Annotated in this window: 15 protein-coding genes; 10 read left to right on the top strand and 5 right to left on the bottom strand. The window is 66.5% G+C overall.

Features of this window, described 5'->3' with window-relative positions; all coding sequences use genetic code 11:
* Positions 1–31 precede the first annotated feature (31 nt).
* The 7 genes from AC1D0P_RS01760 (at position 32) to AC1D0P_RS01730 (ending at position 9,203) form a co-directional block, all read left to right on the top strand.
* Positions 32–1,657: an ABC transporter substrate-binding protein gene (locus AC1D0P_RS01760; RefSeq protein WP_477675102.1), complete on the top strand. Its 1,626-nt coding sequence runs from the start codon at positions 32–34 to the stop codon at positions 1,655–1,657.
* A 100-nt stretch (positions 1,658–1,757) separates the two neighbouring features.
* Complete coding sequence (locus tag AC1D0P_RS01755; RefSeq protein ID WP_477675101.1) at positions 1,758–2,714, top strand: ABC transporter permease; 957 nt, start codon at positions 1,758–1,760, stop codon at positions 2,712–2,714.
* A 58-nt stretch (positions 2,715–2,772) separates the two neighbouring features.
* The gene (locus AC1D0P_RS01750; protein ID WP_477656079.1) at positions 2,773–3,642 is read left to right on the top strand and encodes an ABC transporter permease; all 870 of its coding nucleotides are present in this window, start codon (positions 2,773–2,775) and stop codon (positions 3,640–3,642) included.
* Positions 3,642–5,480 carry an ABC transporter ATP-binding protein gene (locus tag AC1D0P_RS01745; protein ID WP_477675100.1) on the top strand — a complete coding sequence of 613 codons (1,839 nt, stop codon included), beginning with the start codon at positions 3,642–3,644 and terminating at the stop codon, positions 5,478–5,480. Before AC1D0P_RS01750 ends, AC1D0P_RS01745 begins: the two co-directional genes overlap by 1 nt.
* A gap of 153 nt (positions 5,481–5,633) precedes the next feature.
* Positions 5,634–7,085 (top strand): NAD-dependent succinate-semialdehyde dehydrogenase, encoded by a 1,452-nt coding sequence (locus AC1D0P_RS01740; RefSeq protein WP_477675099.1) that lies wholly within the window; start codon positions 5,634–5,636, stop codon positions 7,083–7,085.
* The gene (locus AC1D0P_RS01735; protein WP_477675098.1) at positions 7,082–8,380 is read left to right on the top strand and encodes a D-amino acid dehydrogenase; all 1,299 of its coding nucleotides are present in this window, start codon (positions 7,082–7,084) and stop codon (positions 8,378–8,380) included. The genes AC1D0P_RS01740 and AC1D0P_RS01735 overlap by 4 nt, the downstream gene beginning before the upstream one ends.
* Positions 8,381–8,495: 115 nt before the next feature.
* A complete protein-coding gene (locus tag AC1D0P_RS01730) occupies positions 8,496–9,203 on the top strand; it encodes an enoyl-CoA hydratase/isomerase family protein (protein WP_477675097.1) in 708 nt (235 codons plus the stop codon).
* Here AC1D0P_RS01730 and AC1D0P_RS01725 read toward each other — a convergent pair.
* Positions 9,190–10,071, bottom strand: a complete 882-nt coding sequence (locus AC1D0P_RS01725; protein WP_477675096.1) for a LysR family transcriptional regulator — start codon at positions 10,069–10,071, stop codon at positions 9,190–9,192. The genes AC1D0P_RS01730 and AC1D0P_RS01725 overlap by 14 nt on opposite strands.
* 133 nt (positions 10,072–10,204) lie before the next feature.
* Here AC1D0P_RS01725 and AC1D0P_RS01720 point away from each other — a divergent pair, with 133 nt between their 5' ends.
* Genes AC1D0P_RS01720 through AC1D0P_RS01710 form a run of 3 tightly spaced genes read left to right on the top strand, consistent with a single transcriptional unit; the run spans position 10,205 to position 11,663 of the window.
* The gene (locus AC1D0P_RS01720) at positions 10,205–10,885 is read left to right on the top strand and encodes a Bax inhibitor-1/YccA family protein (RefSeq protein ID WP_477675095.1); all 681 of its coding nucleotides are present in this window, start codon (positions 10,205–10,207) and stop codon (positions 10,883–10,885) included.
* 21 nt (positions 10,886–10,906) lie between these two features.
* A complete protein-coding gene (locus AC1D0P_RS01715) occupies positions 10,907–11,176 on the top strand; it encodes a TFIIB-type zinc ribbon-containing protein (protein ID WP_477675094.1) in 270 nt (89 codons plus the stop codon).
* A 46-nt stretch (positions 11,177–11,222) separates the two neighbouring features.
* Complete coding sequence (locus tag AC1D0P_RS01710; RefSeq protein ID WP_477675093.1) at positions 11,223–11,663, top strand: ABC transporter substrate-binding protein; 441 nt, start codon at positions 11,223–11,225, stop codon at positions 11,661–11,663.
* 79 nt (positions 11,664–11,742) lie between these two features.
* Here the strand turns inward: AC1D0P_RS01710 and AC1D0P_RS01705 are convergent, their stop codons facing one another.
* The 4 genes from AC1D0P_RS01705 to AC1D0P_RS01690 all read right to left on the bottom strand — a co-directional run bounded on the left by AC1D0P_RS01705 (position 11,743) and on the right by AC1D0P_RS01690 (position 17,456).
* Positions 11,743–14,025, bottom strand: a complete 2,283-nt coding sequence (locus AC1D0P_RS01705) for a nitric-oxide reductase large subunit (protein ID WP_477675092.1) — start codon at positions 14,023–14,025, stop codon at positions 11,743–11,745.
* 34 nt (positions 14,026–14,059) lie between these two features.
* Positions 14,060–14,746, bottom strand: a complete 687-nt coding sequence (locus tag AC1D0P_RS01700; RefSeq protein ID WP_477675091.1) for a multicopper oxidase domain-containing protein — start codon at positions 14,744–14,746, stop codon at positions 14,060–14,062.
* A gap of 949 nt (positions 14,747–15,695) precedes the next feature.
* A complete protein-coding gene (locus AC1D0P_RS01695; RefSeq protein WP_477675090.1) occupies positions 15,696–16,724 on the bottom strand; it encodes an alpha/beta fold hydrolase in 1,029 nt (342 codons plus the stop codon).
* Positions 16,725–16,769: 45 nt separating this feature from the next.
* The gene (locus AC1D0P_RS01690; protein WP_477675089.1) at positions 16,770–17,456 is read right to left on the bottom strand and encodes a glutathione S-transferase family protein; all 687 of its coding nucleotides are present in this window, start codon (positions 17,454–17,456) and stop codon (positions 16,770–16,772) included.
* Between the last annotated feature and the right edge of the window lie 60 nt (positions 17,457–17,516).

The raw sequence follows: 17,516 nt of genomic DNA, 5'->3' as shown, positions 1-17,516 counted from the left end.
ACCCCACCCACGAGATGACTAGGAGAAAACCATGGCAGATAACAAGCAGCTGAACGGCCTGATCGGCCCCGAAGAGAGCACACGCATCCTGGGTGCGTTGCAACGCGGCGCGAGCCGGCGCGATGTATTGGCCATGTTGACGGCCGGTGGCATGCAGGCGGCCCTGGCCGGCAGCATCGCCGGCCTTGCCGCGAATGCACAGGCGCAAACGCCAACGCCGCGCAAGGGCGGCCGCATCAGGGTCGCCGAAGCCACTTCCGGGGTGAGCGACACCCTGGACCCGGCCAAGCAGGGCAACGGCACCGACTATTCCCGCGGCTTCATGTTCTACAACGGATTGACCTACCTGGACGCGAGCCTGACACCGCAGCCCCAGCTGGCCGAGGAGTTCAGCACCAAGGACGCCAAGACCTGGATATTCAAGCTGCGCAAGGGCGTGACCTTCCACGACGGCAAGCCGCTCACGCCGGCCGACGTGGTGTTCTCCATCATGCGCCACAAGAACCCGGCCATCGGCTCCAAGGCCAAGGTGCTGGCTGACCAGATCGAGGACGTGACGGCCACCGGCCCCAATGAAGTCACCATCCGCCTGGTGGCCTCCAACGCCGACCTGCCGGCCATCCTGGGCACCTACCACTTCCACATCGTCAAGGATGGCACGACCGACTTCAACGCGGGCATCGGCACGGGGCCGTACAAGGTCAAGGAGTTCAAACCCGGCGTGCGCGCGATCGCCGTGCGCAACGACAACTACTGGAAGTCCAACCGGCCTTACCTGGATGAGATCGAGCACGTGGGCATCAGCGACGAAACGGCACGCGTGAACGCGCTGCTGGCGGGCGAACTTGATCTGATCGGCCGGGTCAACCCGCGCTCGATCGACCGCGTCAACGCCAGCGGCAAGGCAGCCATCTTCGAGACCAAGGGCGTTTCGTATACCGATCTGATCATGCGGCGCGACAGCGGCCCAGGCGCCAACCCGGACTTCGTGCAGGCCATGAAACTGCTGTTCAACCGCGAGCAGATGCTCAAGTCCATCCAGCTGGGCCGTGGCGTCGTGGCAAACGACCAGCCCCTCGATCCGGGCAACCGCTTCTTCTTCAAAGGCCTGAAGCAGCGCCCCTACGATCCCGAGAAGGCGAAGTGGCACTTGAAAAAGGCCAATCTGGGCAGCGCCGCGATCCCCGTGGTGGCCTCGACGGCCGCCACCAGCTCGGTGGAGATGGCCCTGGTGCTGCAGCATGCGGCGCGGCAGGCCGGCCTGAACCTGGACGTGCGCAACATGCCGGCCGACGGCTACTGGTCGCAGCACTGGATGAAGCACCCGGTCAATTTCGGCAACATCAACACGCGCCCCACGGCCGACCTGGCCCTGACCCTGTTCTTCAAGTCCGACTCCCCCACCAACGAGTCCGGCTGGAAGAACGAGAAGTTCGACCAGTTGCTGGTGGCCGCGCGCGGCGAAACCGACCAGGCCAAGCGCGCCCAGATGTACGCCGACATGCAGGTCATGATCCACAGCGAAGGCGGCATCGGCATTCCGATGTTCCTCTCCAGCCTGGACGGCCACAACAAGAAACTCAAGGGCCTCAGCCCCATCCCGCTGGGCGGCATGATGGGCTCGAGCTTCGCCGAACACGTGTGGTTGGAAGGATGACTCCCCCCCGAAGCGCCTTCGGCGCCTCCCCCCTAGGGGGGCGCCACCTGCGGCCCGGCAGAGCCGGTTCCGCGATGGCACTTGAATGGAAGAAAACGCCATGAACTTAACCGTCGTTAAATTGGTGGCGGGCCGCATCCTCGCCGGGCTCGGCTCGCTGCTGGCGGTGTCGGCGGTGGTGTTCGCCATCACCTCCGTGCTGCCCGGCGACGCGGCCGAAGAGACGCTGGGGCAGGACGCCACGCCCCAGGCGGTGGCGGCGCTGCGCAAGGAGATGGGACTGGACCGCAGCGCGATGCTGCGCTACTTCGACTGGCTGGGCGGCATGGCCAAGGGCGACATGGGCAAGTCTGTGGTCACCGGCCTGCCTGTGGGTGAGGCTGTCGCCAGCCGCCTGCCGGCTTCGCTGCAGCTGGCCGCGGTGACGACGGTGTTTTCCGTCCCGCTGGCCCTCGGCCTGGGTATTTTGTGCGCCTTGCGGCGCGGCTCGGCTTTCGACCGTTTCACCAGCATGGCGACGGTGGCCGTTGTGTCGGTGCCGGAATTCCTGGTGGCCACGCTGGCCGTGCTGGTATTCGCGGTGCAGCTGAAATGGCTGCCCGCGCTCTCGTACGCGGTCGACGTTTCGTCGCCGGGCGAGATGCTGCGTTCCTTCGCGTTGCCGGTGCTCAGCCTGGGCAGCGTGATCGTGGCGCAGATGCTGCGCATGACGCGCGCGGCCGTCATCGACCAGCTGGCCGCGGCCTATATCGAGATGGTGCGGCTCAAAGGCGCGAGCGCCGCGCGCACCGTGCTGTTCCACGCGCTGCCCAACGCCATCGGCCCCATCGCCAACGCGGTGGCGCTGAGCCTGTCCTACCTGCTGGGCGGCGTGATCATCGTCGAGGTGATCTTCAATTACCCGGGCATCGCCAAGCTCATGGTGGACGGCGTCGCGCAGCGGGACATGCCGCTGGTGCAGGCCTGCGCCATGATCTTCTGCTCGGCCTATCTGGTCCTGGTGATGCTCGCCGACGTGTGCGGCATCGTCGCCAACCCGCGATTGAGGCACCAATGAGCACCGCACGGCCGCCCGAAGGGGGGCGCACCGCAGAGTGCAGCGCGAAGGTTTTCCTATGAATATTGCAACACTTGTTCCTTCGGCGGCCGCCACCCGGCGCCGCGCCTGGCTCGCGGGCTGGTCGCGTGCCGGCAAACTCGGGCTGGCCGTGCTGGCCTTCTGGGTGGCTGTGGGGATCTTCGCCTGCTTCGTGCCTGACAGCGCGCTTGGCGAGATGTCCGACGCCGGCGTGTTCCAGGGCATGAGCGCGCAGCACTGGCTGGGCACCGACTACCTGGGCCGCGACATGCTCACGCGCATCGTGGTCGGCACACCCTACACCATCGGTGTGGCCTTTGTCGCCACGCTGATCGCCTGCGGCGTGGGCGCGGTGCTCGGCCTGCTGGCCGCCGTGGCGGGCGGCGCGGTCGACGCGGTGCTCAGCCGCGTGCTGGACACGCTGGTGTCCATCCCGAGCAAGATGTTCGCGCTGGTGGTGATCGCCGGTTTCGGCTCCTCGGTCCCGCTTCTGATCGCGGTGACGGCCGTCGTCTACGCGCCGGGCGCTTACCGCATCATCCGATCGCTGGCCGTGAACATCAACGCCATGGACTACGTGCTGGTGGCGCGTGCCCGCGGCGAACGCCGGGCCTACATCATGCGCCGCGAGATCCTGCCCAACATCACCGGCCCACTGCTGGCCGACATGGGCCTGCGCTTCGTCTACGCCCTGCGCCTGCTGGCGAGCCTGAGCTTCCTGGGCCTGGGCGTGCAGCCGCCGATGGCCGACTGGGGCTCCCTGGTGCGCGAGAACCTCGGCGCCTTGCCGGTGGGCGGCGTCTCCGTGCTCGCCCCGGCCTTCGCCATCGCCGTGCTGACCATCGCGGTCAACCTGGTGATCGACAACCTGCCGGGACATACCGACGCAGACCGGGAGAAACATTAATGGGTGCCACTGTCCTCGTAAACGACTTGCGCGTCGTGGCGCAAGCCGCCGGCGGCGAAACAGAGATCGTCAAAGGCGTTTCTTTCCGCATCGAGCCCGGCGAGGTGCTGGCGCTGATCGGCGAATCCGGTTCCGGCAAGACCACCATAGGCCTGGCGCTCATGGGCTATGCGCGGCACGGCTGCCGCATCGCCGGCGGCAGCGTGCGCATCGGCGACACCGATGTGCTGGGCCTCACCGAATCCGAACGGCGCCGCCTGCGCGGCCGCCGCGTCTCCTATATCGCGCAGAGCGCCGCCGCTTCCTTCAACCCGTCGCGCACCATCATGGACCAGGTGGTGGAAACCGCCCACATCCATTCGCTGATGCCGCGCGCCGAGGCCGAGAAAAAAGCCGTGACGCTGTTCCGCGAGCTGGCATTGCCGCAGCCCGACAGCATCGGCCAGCGTTATCCGCACCAGGTTTCGGGCGGGCAGCTGCAGCGCCTGATGGCCGCGATGGCATTGATGAGCGACCCGGACCTGGTGATTTTCGACGAGCCCACCACKGCGCTSGACGTCACCACCCAGATCGAGGTGCTGCACGCCTTCYGCCGCGTGGTGCGCGAGCGCCAGACCACGGCGGTCTATGTCACGCACGACCTGGCGGTGGTGGCCCAGATGGCCGGCCGCATCCTGGTGCTGCGCGACGGCGCCGAGCGCGAGATCGGCACCACGGCGCAGATCATCAACACGCCGAAGGACGACTACACGCGCAGCCTGATCGCCGCGGCGAATCCCAAGGCGCGCAGCGGCGAGACGGTGGCCGAGGGCGCCACGCCGTTGCTGCAGGTGCGCAACCTGGTCGCCGGCTATGGGCCCCTGGACAAGCACGGCCGGCCCGCCTCGCCGGTGCTCGACGATGTGAGCCTGACCCTGTACCGCGGCCAGGCGATCGGCGTCATCGGCGAGTCCGGCTCCGGCAAGACCACGCTGGCCCGTGCCGTCGCCGGCCTGATCGGCCCCGCCGGCGGCCAGATCATGTTCGACGGCAAACCGCTGCCGCGCCTGGTGTCGCAGCGTTCGCCCGAGGAACTGCGCCGCATCCAGATCGTGTTCCAGATGGCGGACACGGCGCTCAATCCTTCGCACACCATTTCCGACATCCTGGCGCGGCCGCTGCAGCTGTACCGCGGCCTGAAGGGCGAGGCGCTGGACAAGCGCATCGCGCAGCTGCTCGACCTCGTGCAGTTGCCGCAGGCCTGTGCCAGGCGCCTGCCTGCCGGGCTCTCCGGCGGGCAGAAGCAGCGCGTCAACCTGGCGCGCGCACTGGCCGCCGATCCCGACCTGATCCTCTGCGACGAAGTCACGTCCGCGCTGGACACGGTGGTGGGCGCCGCCATCCTGGACCTGCTGGCGCAGCTGCGCAAGGAGCTCGGGGTGTCGTACATGTTCATCAGCCACGACATGAACACCGTGCGCGCGGTGTGCGACGAGATCGTGGTGCTGTACGCCGGCCAGAAGGTGGAGTCGCTCACGCGCTCGGCTTTCGCGCATGCGCCGCGCCATCCCTACTTCCACCTGCTGGCCAATTCCGTTCCGGAGTTGCGCCCGGGATGGCTGGACGAGGTCGGGGCGGCGCAGCGCGCGGCCCTGCCGCTGGTGCAGGCGCCCGTCGACCGCGCGGGCATCTGCAGCTTCCTGGACCGTTGCCCCCTGCGCGTGGCGGGCCTGTGCGACAGCAAGACGCCGCCGCGGCATGAGCTTGAAGGCGGCGTGGAAGTCTTCTGCCACCGCAGCGCCGACGAATTGCTGAAGCTGCAGCAGACCCCGGCGCCGCCGCGCGAGTGCACGGCCTGATCCATCCGGACGGCCTACCTCGGGAGCGCCGCGTGCGCAATAAAGATTGGCGCCCCGGGTGCCATCGGGAATTCTTTTGTCGAATTGAACCGAACTGAACTGAACTGAACTGAACTTAACTTAACTTAACTTAACTGAACAGATTGAACTGACATGCAAACACTGAACTACATCGCGGGCCGCTGGCAGGCGGCCCAGGACGGCCGCCAATTCGAGGTGCGCAATCCCGCCGACGACAGCCTGATCACCCTGGCGGCCGACGGCGGCGCGGCGGACGCACGGCTGGCCGCCGACGCGGCGGCACAGGCGCTGCCCGCCTGGAAGGCGCGCCCGCCGCGCGAGCGCTGCCTGATCCTGAAGAAATGGCAGGCGCTGATCGAGCGCGACGTGGAGCCGCTGGCCGAACTGATTTCGCGCGAGCAGGGCAAGCCGCTCGCGGAGTCGCGCGGCGAAATCGCCTACAGCGCCGGTTATGTGGAGTGGTTCGCCGAAGAGGGCGTGCGCGCCCACGGCGAGATCATCGCCGCGCCGGTGTCCAGCAAGCGCTTCCTGGTGTTGCGGGAGGCCGTGGGCGTCGTCGCCGTGGTCACGCCCTGGAATTTTCCGGCCGCGATGATCGCGCGCAAGATCGCCCCCGCGCTGGCGGCGGGTTGCACGGTGGTGGCCAAGCCCGCTGAAGACACGCCCCTCACGTCCCTGGCCCTCGTGAAGCTGGCCGAGGAAGCGGGCGTGCCTGCCGGTGTGCTGAACATCGTGCCCGCCTCGCGCGAGCGCACGCCGGAGGTGGTGGGCGAGTGGCTGCGCGACGGCCGCGTGCGCAAGGTCAGCTTCACCGGCAGCACGGCGGTGGGCAAGGTGCTGGCGCGCGAGTCGGCCGGCACGGTCAAGAAGCTGTCGCTTGAGCTCGGCGGCAACGCGCCCTTCATCGTGTTCGAGGATGCCGACCTGGACGCCGCTGTCGAGGGCCTGATGGCCGCCAAGTTCCGCAACGGCGGCCAGACCTGCGTGAGCCCGAATCGCGTCTTCGCCCACGAGGCCGTGCATGACCGCTTCGTCGACAAGCTGGCGGCCCGCGTGGGCGCCTTGCGGGTCGGCCCGGCCAGCTGGGCGGAGGCCGAGATCGGTCCGATGATCAACGGGCGGGCGGTCGACAAGATCGAACGCCACGTGAACGACGCCGTGGCCAAAGGCGCGAAGGCGGTCGTGGGCGGAAGCCGTGTGCGCACGGAAGTCGCCAACGGCCCGAACTACTATGCGCCCACGGTGCTGACCGGCGCGACAACCGACATGGAGTTGTCCTGCGAGGAGACTTTCGGCCCGGTGGTGCCCATATTCCGCTTCAGCACTGAAGACGAGGTGATCGCGCAGGCGAACGACACGCCTTTCGGCCTGGCCGGCTACTTCTTCTCCAACAACATCAAGCGCGTTTGGCGCGTCGCCTCCGCGCTGGAGACCGGCCTGGTCGGCATCAACGAAGGCGCCATCGCGGCGCAGGCCGCGCCCTTCGGCGGCGTCAAGGAATCGGGTTACGGCCGCGAAGGTTCGCACTGGGGCCTGGACGAATACCTGCACACAAAATACGTTTGCCAAGGCAATTTGACATGAAGGTGCTGGTCCTGGGTGCCGGCGTCATCGGCACCACCACGGCCTACTACCTGGCCAAGGCGGGCCACGAAGTGACGGTGGTCGACCGCCAGCCCGGCCCGGCGTTGGAGACCAGCTACGCCAACGCCGGCCAGGTGTCGYCGGGCTACGCGGCGCCGTGGGCCGCACCCGGCGTGCCGCTCAAGGCGCTGCGCTGGATGTTCCAGAAGCATGCGCCGCTGGCCATCGGCCTGGACGGCAGCGTGGACCAGCTGCGCTGGATGTGGCAGATGCTGCGCAACTGCAGCCCGCGGCGCTATGCGGTCAACAAAGAGCGCATGCTGCGGCTGGCTGAATACAGCCGCGACTGCCTGGCGCGGCTGCGCCAAGACACCGGCCTGCGCTACGAAGGCCGCGAGGGCGGCACGCTGCAGGTGTTCCGCACGCAGGCGCAGCTCGACGCCGTCGGCAAGGATGTGGCCGTGTTGCGCGCCGCGGACGTGCCTTACGAACTGCTGGGCCCCGAGGATCTGGCGCGCGCCGAACCAGCCATCGCCACGGGACCGCTGGTCGGCGGCCTGCGCCTGCCCGGCGACGAGACCGGCGACTGCCACCTGTTCACCACCGGGATCGGCCACCTGGCCCAGTCCCTGGGCGTGCGCTTTTGCTTCGGCGAGACCATCGACGGCGTGGAAGTCTGCGCCGGCCGCGTGGCCGGCGTGCGGCAGGGCGGCCGCCTGCGCACGGCCGACGCCTACGTGATGGCGCTGGGTTCGTATTCCACGGCCATGCTGCCCGAAGCGGTGAAGATCCCCGTCTATCCGGTCAAGGGCTATTCGATCACCGTACCCATTGCCGACGCGGGCCGCGCGCCGGTGTCGACCGTGCTGGACGAGAGCTACAAGATCGCCATTACGCGCTTTGACCGCCGCATCCGCGTGGGCGGCATGGCGGAGCTGCGCGGCTTTGACCTGCGCCTGAACCCGCGGCGCCGCGAAACGCTGGAGCTGTGCCTGAACGAGCTGTTCCCCGGTGCCGGCCACGCCGAGGCCGCGACCTTCTGGACCGGCCTGCGGCCCATGACCCCGGACGGCACGCCGCTGGTGGGCCGCACGCCGTTGCCCAATCTCTACCTGAACACCGGCCACGGCACGCTGGGCTGGACCATGGCCTGCGGCTCGGCGCGTGTGCTGGCCGACGTCATGAGCGGCCGCGCACCCGAGATCCGCGCCGACGACCTGTCGGTAGAGCGCTATACGCAGGCCAAACCGCGGCCATCGACCGACCCCCTGACCGAACCCGGCCTGCGGACCTGAAGCCGACACGGTAAAGCCGCCGCTCCCTCGGCCGGTGTGTGTACGGCCTGGGAGAAAACCATTGAGCCGGAAATTTATCGGTTCACTAATGGCTTCCCGGTTCAGAATCACACCCATGACAACAACTCCCAAGCTGCTGGTCGAGTCCGTGGACGGCATCATGACCGTGTCCCTGAACCGCCCCGACAAACTCAATGCGATTGACAACGAGCTGGCCCGCGCGCTTCTTGCCGCCATTGACCAGGCCTCGCGCGACGATAGCGTCCGGGTGCTGGTGTTGCGCGGCAAGGGCCGGGCTTTTTGTGCGGGGAGGGACGTCGGTGCGCCACCCACGGAAGAGGACCTGGTCCTGGTGCAGGCCGTTTCCAAGGCGCTGGTGTCTCTGCCCAAGCCGGTGCTTGCTTCGGTCCATGGCTGGACTGTCGGCGCCGGCTTCGAGTGGATGCTCAATGCGGACATCGTGGTCGCGGGGGAAAGCAGCCGCTTCAAGCTGCCGGAGGCTTCCATCGGGGTATTCGTGACGGGCGGATTAAGCGCGACACTGCCCGCCTATGCAGGCCTTGCACGCGCCAAGGCGCTGATGCTGCTGGGCGAGGAGTTTTCGCCCGCGCAGGCGCTGGCCTGGGGGCTGGTCTGGAAAGTGGTCCCCGACGCGGAACTCGAATCGGCATCCCGACAAATCGGCGCCAGGCTGGCGTCGCTTCAACCCGCGGTTGCGGCCAGCTTCAAACGGGTTCTCAACGACATCGGCCTTCGCCGTTTCGACGATGCCATCGCGCTTGAAAACGAGGCGCAGCGCGCATTGCAGATCAGGCGCGGGTGAACAGGTGCTGGACCAGGATGTGCTTCACCTTGCGCTCGGTGCTGATGGCGTAGTAGTGCTCATGCACCCCTTCGCAAGCACCCAGCAAGCGGACCTGGTGACGCTTCATGAGGTCATCCTCTACCGACAGCGCCGCGGGGAAAACGCCCAGGCCGCTGCCGCCGAAGGTCTCCAGCAGGGCGCTGTCCTCAAACTCACCGACCACGCGCGGCCGCAGCCCGTGCTGTAGCAGCCACTGGTCCAGCGGCCCGCGAACGATGGAATGCGAAGTGGGCAGCAGGACGGGCACCTTGCCCAGCGACGCGGGGARATCTTTCCGGGCCAGCTTCCACCAATGCTGCGACGCATACCAGCCCATCCCTGAAATGCCCAGAGAGTGGTTGTGCACCTTCAGGTGGGGATTGGACGGTGCGGGATGGTCGGACAGCACCACGTCCAGCCGGTGCATGGCGAGGTCGGCCAGGAGGTCGGCCATTTCACCTTCGTGGCACACGAGCCGCAGGTCGGGTGTGCCCAGCACCGGCTGGAGCAGGCGCTGGACCACCAGTTTGGGCAGGCCGTCCGCAATGCCCACCGTCAGCCGGACCGATTTGGCCTGGGCGGCGCTGCGGACCAGTTCGGGTAGCGCTTCGCCCAGCTGAAAAATCTGCTCAGCCTGGCGCAGCGCAAGGTCTCCGGCTTCGGTCAGCGCCAGGCCCCGCCCCGCGGGTTTGAGCAACTGGCATCCCAGGTCGCGTTCCAGTTCGCGCACCTGCGCGCTGATGGTCTGGACCGCCATGTTCAGCCGCGCCGCGGCGTGCGACATGCCGCCTTCCTTGGCAACCACCCAGAAGTAATACAGGTGCCGGTAGTTGAATGCGAGGCTCATCTTCAGGTTTTACGGGATTGTTATTCAAGCATTCTCTGCTTTTTCTTTCTGCATGGCGGTCCTATTCTGTATTCACCACTGCAGGTCTCCGGTCTTGTCACTGCAGATCTTCCACCTCCACGAAAGGAAAACCATGAACCGACCATTAGCTTTCCCAACTCAAACCGCAAGCCCCGGCTGGGTCGCCGGCATCGCGAAGCACAAGGTGCTGCGCAACACCTATGCCTTGTTGTCCATGACGCTGCTGTTCAGCGCCGCCATGGCCGCGCTGGGCGTCGTCTTCAAGTTGCCGGCCCCGGGGCTGATCATCACGCTGGCCGGGTATTTCGGCTTGCTGTTCCTCATCCACAAGGTGCAGAACAGCGGCTGGGCCATCCCGGCGGTGTTCGCCCTCACCGGCTTCATGGGCTATACGCTGGGCCCTGTGCTGGCCATGCACCTGGCCCTGCCGGGTGGCGCGCAGGCGATGACGCTGGCGCTTGGCACGACGGGCGTGACCTTCCTGGCCTTGTCCGGCTGGGTGCTGGCCACACGGCGCGACTTCAGCTTTATGGGCGGCTTCCTGTTCGCCGGCATGGTGATCGCGATCCTGGCCGGCCTGGCCGCGATGTTCCTGCAACTGCCCGYGCTGGCGCTGGCCGTGTCGGCCGTGGTGGCCTTGCTTTCGGCGGGAATGATCCTGTTTGAAACCAGCCGCATCGTGAACGGCGGCGAGACCAACTACGTGCTGGCCACCGTCAGCCTCTTCGTTTCGCTGTTCAACCTTTTCACCAGCCTGCTGAGCCTCTTCGGCTTCGGCGGCAGCAACGACTAATTCAAGGTCATGGAGAAACTTATGAAATGCCCTCATTGCAATGACGTCACCCTGGTCATGACGGAGCGCCGAGGCGTCGAGATCGACTACTGCCCTCAATGCCGCGGCGTATGGCTGGACCGTGGTGAGCTCGACAAGCTCATCGCGCGCGACACGGCCGCCGCACCGGCGCCGCAGCCGGCCTATCAACAAGCGGCCCGCCGTCCCGACTTCGAGGATTCCGACTACCGCCACCACAGCGGCTATGGCAGGCGCAAGCCCAAGTCATGGCTCAGCGAAATATTCGACTGAGGCAGGCAGCCCGCGCTTTCTCATCCATTTTTATTTCAGGAACACCATGAACACTTCTTTTCGTAGCACCGCCGCGACCGTGATCGCCGTGACCATCGCTTCAATGACCGTTCCCTCGCTGGCATTCGCCAAGCGCATCGGCAGCGGGGGCCGATCGATGCCGGCCGCCCGGGCCGGCAATGCCCCAACCGCCCCATCTGCTCCAGTAGCGGCCAAGGCCCCGGCACCCGTCGCCGCTCCCGCCGCCACCGCAGCGCCGGCCGCAGCGGCCGCCCCCGCAGCCCGCGGGCCTGGCTTGATGGGCACCATGGGCGCGGTCGCCGTGGGCGCGGCTGCCGGCACCCTCGCCGGCAATGCGCTGGCCGGCAGCCCCGCCTCCGACAAGGAAGCCAAGGCCAGGGACGCGGAGAAAGAAGCCCAGGAGCTGCAACACAAGGCCGACGAAGCCAAACGCAAGGCCGAAGCCGCCCGCGCCGCGGTGAAGTGACGCGTGGCTCGTGCGAGCCGCCCTCGCGGCTGCCGGCCTTCCTTAATCCTGCAAGCGCGTGGCCACCGGATGCGCATGCTCAACCGCGCACCTCGCCCAGGTGCCGCTCGGGCAGCGGCAGCTTGGGCGCCTTGTCCAGCAAGCCCAGCACCACTTGCAGCGCCATCGCCATCGCGCCGACGATGAACACGACGTCGCCGAAGGTGCGCGCCCAGCGCAGGTTCTGCAGCAGGGGCTGCTGCATGAATTCCTCGCTGCGCGCATACCACAGGCCTTCGCTGACGCTGGCGTGGAACTGGATGATCCCGATGGGCAGCAGGCTCGTGAAGATCATCAGCACCAGGCCGGCGTTGAGGCCCCAGAACGCGGTTTTCATCAATGGCGCGCTGAACCGGTAGTCCGGACGCAGGTAGCGCAGCACCAGCAGCGTGAAGCCGAGCGCCAGGAATCCGTAGACCCCGAACAGCGCGGCATGCGCGTGCACCGGCGTGGTGTTCAGCCCCTGGATGTAGTACAGCGACATCGGCGGGTTGATCATGAAGCCGAAGACACCGGCGCCCAGCATGTTCCAGAAGGCGACGGCGACGAAGCACATCATCGGCCACTTGAGGTTTTCCATCCAGGCGGCGCGCGCCTTGAGCCGCCAGTTCTCCCAGGCTTCGTGGCCCAGCACGATCAGCGGCACCACTTCGAGAGCGCTGAAGCTCGCGCCGACCGCCATCACCGGCGTGGTGGTGCCGGCGAAGTACATGTGGTGGAAGGTTCCGGGAATGCCGCCCAGCATGAACAGGGACGCCGATGCCAGGCTCGCGGCCGTGGCCATGCGTATCGAGACCAGGCCGAGCGTGGAGAAGATGAAAGCCAGCGCCGTGGTGGCGAAGACCTCGAAGAAGCCTTCCACCCAGAGATGGACCACCCACCAGCGCCAGTATTCCATGACCGACAGGTGGGTGCGCTCGCCGTAGAAAAGGCCGGCACCGTAGAACAGGCCGATGGCGCCCACCGAGGCGGTGAGCAGCGCGAGCAGGTTCTTGTCGCCGCCCTTCTTCAGAAGCGCCGGGATGACGCCGCGCAGCATCAGCACCAGCCACAGCAGGATGCCGGTGAACTTGCCGATCTGCCACAGGCGTCCCAGGTCCACGTACTCGTAGCCCTGGTGCCCGAGCCAGAAATTCCATTCGGGCGGCATCACCTGCGCGATCGCCAGGTAATTGCCGGTGAAGGAGCCCACCACGACGACGACCAGTGCCCAGAACAGCACATCCACGCCGGCCTTCTGGAACTTCGGATCCTTGCCGCCGTTGATCAGCGGCGCGAGGAACAGGCCCGCGGCCAGGAAGCCGGTGGCGATCCAGAACAAGGCGGCCTGGATGTGCCAGGTGCGGGTCAGCGAATACGGAAACCACTGCGAGACGTCGATGCCGTAGAACTGTTGCCCTTCGACGGTGTAGTGCGCGGTGAACCCGCCGACGAACACCTGGAAGATGAACAATGCCACGACCAGGAACAGGTACTTGCCCAGGCCTCGCTGCGAGGGCGTGAGCGCAAAGGTGGTCAGGGGATCGCGCGCGGCCGGTGCCGGCAGCGGCTCGTCATGGTCGCGCAGGAAGGCCCAGGCCCAGACCAGAAATCCCACGCCGGCCAGCAGCACCACGATGCTGGCGACCGACCAGACAATGTTCTCGCTGCTCGGCCGGTTGCCGATCAAGGGCTCGTGAGGCCAGTTGTTGGTGTAGGTGACTTTCTGGCCGGGACGCTCGGTCGCGGCGGCCCAGGCGGTCCAGAAGAAAAATTGCGTCATCTGCCGGCGCCGCTCGGCGCTCGGCAGCGTGTTCTCCTTCATCGCGAAGTGCTCGCGGCTTTTCTGCAGCGAGGGCGCGTCGGAGAACAACTTGTCGTAGTAGCCGGCGGTCTGGGCGATGGCCTGGACGCGGCGCTCCGACAGCTTCAGCACCTCCGCCTGGTCGACACGGTTGCCGCGGTACTCGGCCTTGAGCTGCTCGCGCAGCGCGGCTTGCGCCGGCCCGTCGAGCGCGGCGTAGGCCTTGCCGTGCAGCTGCTGCGCGGCCAGCTCCAGCCATGAGGTCAGTTCGCGGTGCAGCCAGTCGGCGGTCCAGTCCGGCGCCTGGTAGGCACCGTGGCCCCAGATGGAGCCCAGCTGCATGCCGCCCACCGACTGCCAGGCCGTCTGGCCGTCGAGGATGCCCTCACGGTCGAACAGGACCTTGCCGTCCGGGGCGGTCACCTGCGCGGGGATGGGCGGCGCCTGGCGGTAGACCTCGGTGCCGTAATAGCCCAGCAGCGAGAAGGTGACGATCAGCACGCCGATCAGCGTGAACCAGAGTTTTTTGTATGAGCCCATGGGGTTCTCCTAGGTCAAAAGTGAGGGGACGTGCTTACAGCACGCCGGCCTTGTAGACGCCGGGAACCGGCTCGCCGGTGACTTCGAGCACGCCCACCGCGCCCTTGCCGGCGCGCGACAAGGCGTGGTCCACCAGCAAATAGCTTCCAGGGTGCTGGACCTTGATCTCCACGATGGTCGCGCCGCCGGGCGCCACCAGCGTGGTCTGCACGTCGTGCTTGAGGCCCGTGAAAGATCCTTCGCTGTACACGGTGTCGAAGATCTCGCCGATGACGTGGAAAGACGAGATCTTGTTGGGGCCGCCGACGCCGAAGTAGATGCGCACGGTTTCACCCACCCTGGCCTGCAGCTTGTGGGTCTTGTTCAGCGCGCCGACTTCGCCGTTGAAGACGTAGTAGTCGGGCAGCTCATTGGCCATCTTCTCGAGGTCGGCCTCCTGGTGCCCCTTGGCGCCGTGCGGGCGGCCCGTGTACATCTCGCCCTGCATCACGTAGTACTCGCGGTCCACTTTGGGCAAGCCGTCCACGGGCTCGACCAGGATCATTCCGTACATGCCGGCCGCGATGTGCTGCGGCACCAAAGGCGTGGCGCAGTGGTACACGTACAGGCCTGGGTTGAGCGCCTTGAAGGTGAAGGCCTTCTCCTGGCCCGGAGCGACCTGCGTGTGCTCGCCGCCGCCGTGGCCGCCCGTCACCGCATGCAGGTCGATCGAATGGATCATCTTGCTGTCGCGTTTCCATGCGGTACTTCAGGGTCCTGGGCGCCCGGGACCCTACGGCGGGAGGCACCGCGGCCGGGTTGGCGGCCACGCTGACCGCGGACGGATCGGCCGCGCGCTGCGGCACGGGGGCCGGGGTGTAGAGCGCAAGCGCGGCCTGGCTGGAGTCGCTGCCGGCCAGCGCGGCGCCTTGGGCGACGGCGGGACCGCTGACCTGCAGCCGGCCTTCCATGCCGATCTGCCGGTGGCCGGGGATGGAGCAGTAGTAGGTGAAAGTGYCGGAGCGCGGAACCTTGAAGCGCAGCGTGGCCTTGCCGCTACTGCCGTTGAACTTCGGCGAGGCGACGTTCAGTTCGGGGATCACCAGGTCGTGCTCCGCGCCTTCCCCGCTTTCCAGCACGATCTCGATCGTGTCGCCCGCGTTGGCCGTGAGGGTCGGGTTCACCTGTCCCTTGTCGCCGACGAACACCATCTTGCCGTCGACGATGTTGGTGTGCAGTTCGTAGCGCCTGGTCGCGGCGGGTGTCGCCGCGCTTGAAATGGCGCCGGCTGCGGCAGCGGCATGCGCCGGGTGCGCGGCGGGCTGCGCCTGCGCGGACAAAGCCGTGGCGAGGATGCAGATGGCGGCGGCGATGGCGCCTGGGGGGAGGGTCCGTCTCATGTGGCTTTCCTTGGTCTTTTGTGCCGGTTCGGCAGTTCTGACTATGCGGGCGGTATTCCACACAAAGCTTGTCTTGGATCAACACCTTGCCAAATAGAGGAGCTTTGCGGCCTGAGCAGGCGCCGATCGCCGGCGGCTTGCCGCACCGATATATCCGGCCCGCTTGAAAGGGTATAGCCGTCGGGCAATCCGGGCATCAGCACGCCTGTGCGATGCCCGGACTGCGTGTCCGATACTCAGAAAAAAAGCGCCTTGCACTGCAACCGGTGCGATGGGGTCGCCACGCCGGCGCTACGCTTTCAGGAAGGCCAGCAGGTCCGCGTTGAGCCTGTCTTTTTGCGTGACGATCAGGCCGTGCGAGCCGCCTTCGTAGACGATCAGCTCGGAATTTTTGACCAGGGCCTTCGACAGCGCGCCTGAAATTTCGAGCGGCACGATCTGGTCGTCGCTGCCGTGCACGATCAGCGTCGGAACGCTGATCTTCTTCAGGTCCTCCCGGAAGTCGGTCTCGGAAAATGCACCGATCGCATGATAGGCGGCGAGCATTCCCGTGGCCTGTCCCTGGCGCCAGTACTCTTCCCTCACGCCCTCCGATACCTTTGCGCCCGGGCGGTTGTAGCTGTAGTAGGGCATGGACACGTCCTTGTTCCACTGGGAGCGGTCTGCCTGGACAGCGGCGCGGAAGCCGTCGAAGACCTCCACCGGTGCGCCGTGGGGATTGGTCTGCGTTCTCAGCAGGAAGGGCGTGACCGCGGCGATCAGCGCCGCTTTCGCGACACGCTTCTCGCCATGGCGGCCGATGTAGCGGGCGACTTCGCCGCCGCCCATGGAATGTCCGACGAAGGTCGCCTGCCGGAGGTCCAGCAGTTCAACCAGGGTCGCCAGGTCGTCGGCAAATGTGTTGAAGTCGTAGCCCGTGCCGGGCTGGCCCGAACGGCCGAAACCCCGCCGGTCCAGCGCGATGACGCGAAATCCCTTGTGCAGCAGGAACATCATCTGGTTTTCCCAGGCATCCGAGGACAGCGGATAGCCGTGGCTGAAAACCACGGGTGGGCCGCTGCCCCAGTCCTTGTAATAGAGGATCGTGCCGTCCTGGGTGGTGAAGGTGTTGGAGCCGAGCTTTGCTCCGGCGGTGCGAGCTTGAGCTTGAGCTTGAGCTTGAGCTTGAGCTTGAGCTTGAGCTTTGGCCTTGGCTTCAGCCAGGGTCGGCACAGCGGCCAGGCCGGCGGCGGCTACGCCGGCTGCACCGAGCATGAGACTGCGGCGCGCAACACGTGTGGGCTCCGCGGCCTGGTTTTGATGAGGAAAGTTGCGGGTCATTTTTTCGTTCTGTGAGATTGGGATGGAAGGGAAAAGGCGTGGCGCTTAAAAGCCAAGGCGGCGAAGGTCGTCCGCGTCAAGCGACTGGCCGCTGCGGTTCCTGACGCTGGGGCGGTCCGCCACCCTGGCGCGCCATGCCTGGAGTGCTGTGTGGTCCCTGGAAACGGGAATCCCGGCGACATCGGCAAAAAGCAGGCCCGCGAACAGCGTGATGTCGGCCATCGAAAAGTCCTCGCCGGCGACATAGGGTGTGGCCGCGAGCACCTGGTCGAAATACGCCAGGCCCGACTCCGCTTTGGCGCGCTCGCGCCCGGCCCATTCGCCGCGATGCGCCCAGTCCGGGCTCTTGAACGGAAGGAGGCCGGCGCCAAGGCCGGGCGTCCCATGGTGGAAGTAGATGCCGATCGGATCGAGCACCATGGCCTCCGCGCGCCGTTGCATCATGTGGATCACGCCCTTTTCCCGGGGCGTCCTGCCCGTGAGCGTCGGGGCGCCATCCAGGTTGTCGAGGTACTCCGTGATCGCGGTGCTTTCGGACAGGTACAGGCCGTCATCGAGCTGGAGTACCGGGAGAACGCCGAGCGGATTTTTGGCCAGAAAACTTTCCTGCTTGTGTTCGGCGCTGATGAGGCTGACTTTTTCAAATTCAAGCTGGCCGTCCAGATGCTTTTCGGCCAGAACGATGCGGATGCGCGCGGGATTTGGGGTGCCAGGGTTGTCGAATAATTTCATGTGAGCTTTCAATAACTACCAAGTGGTAGATAGGTTAAAATGACGGATTTACCGATAGGG

This window comes from Polaromonas sp. P1_G2 (genome assembly GCF_056405515.1).
The sequence above is the reverse complement of the archived record's forward strand: the minus strand, read 5'-3'. Positions and strand labels throughout refer to the sequence as shown.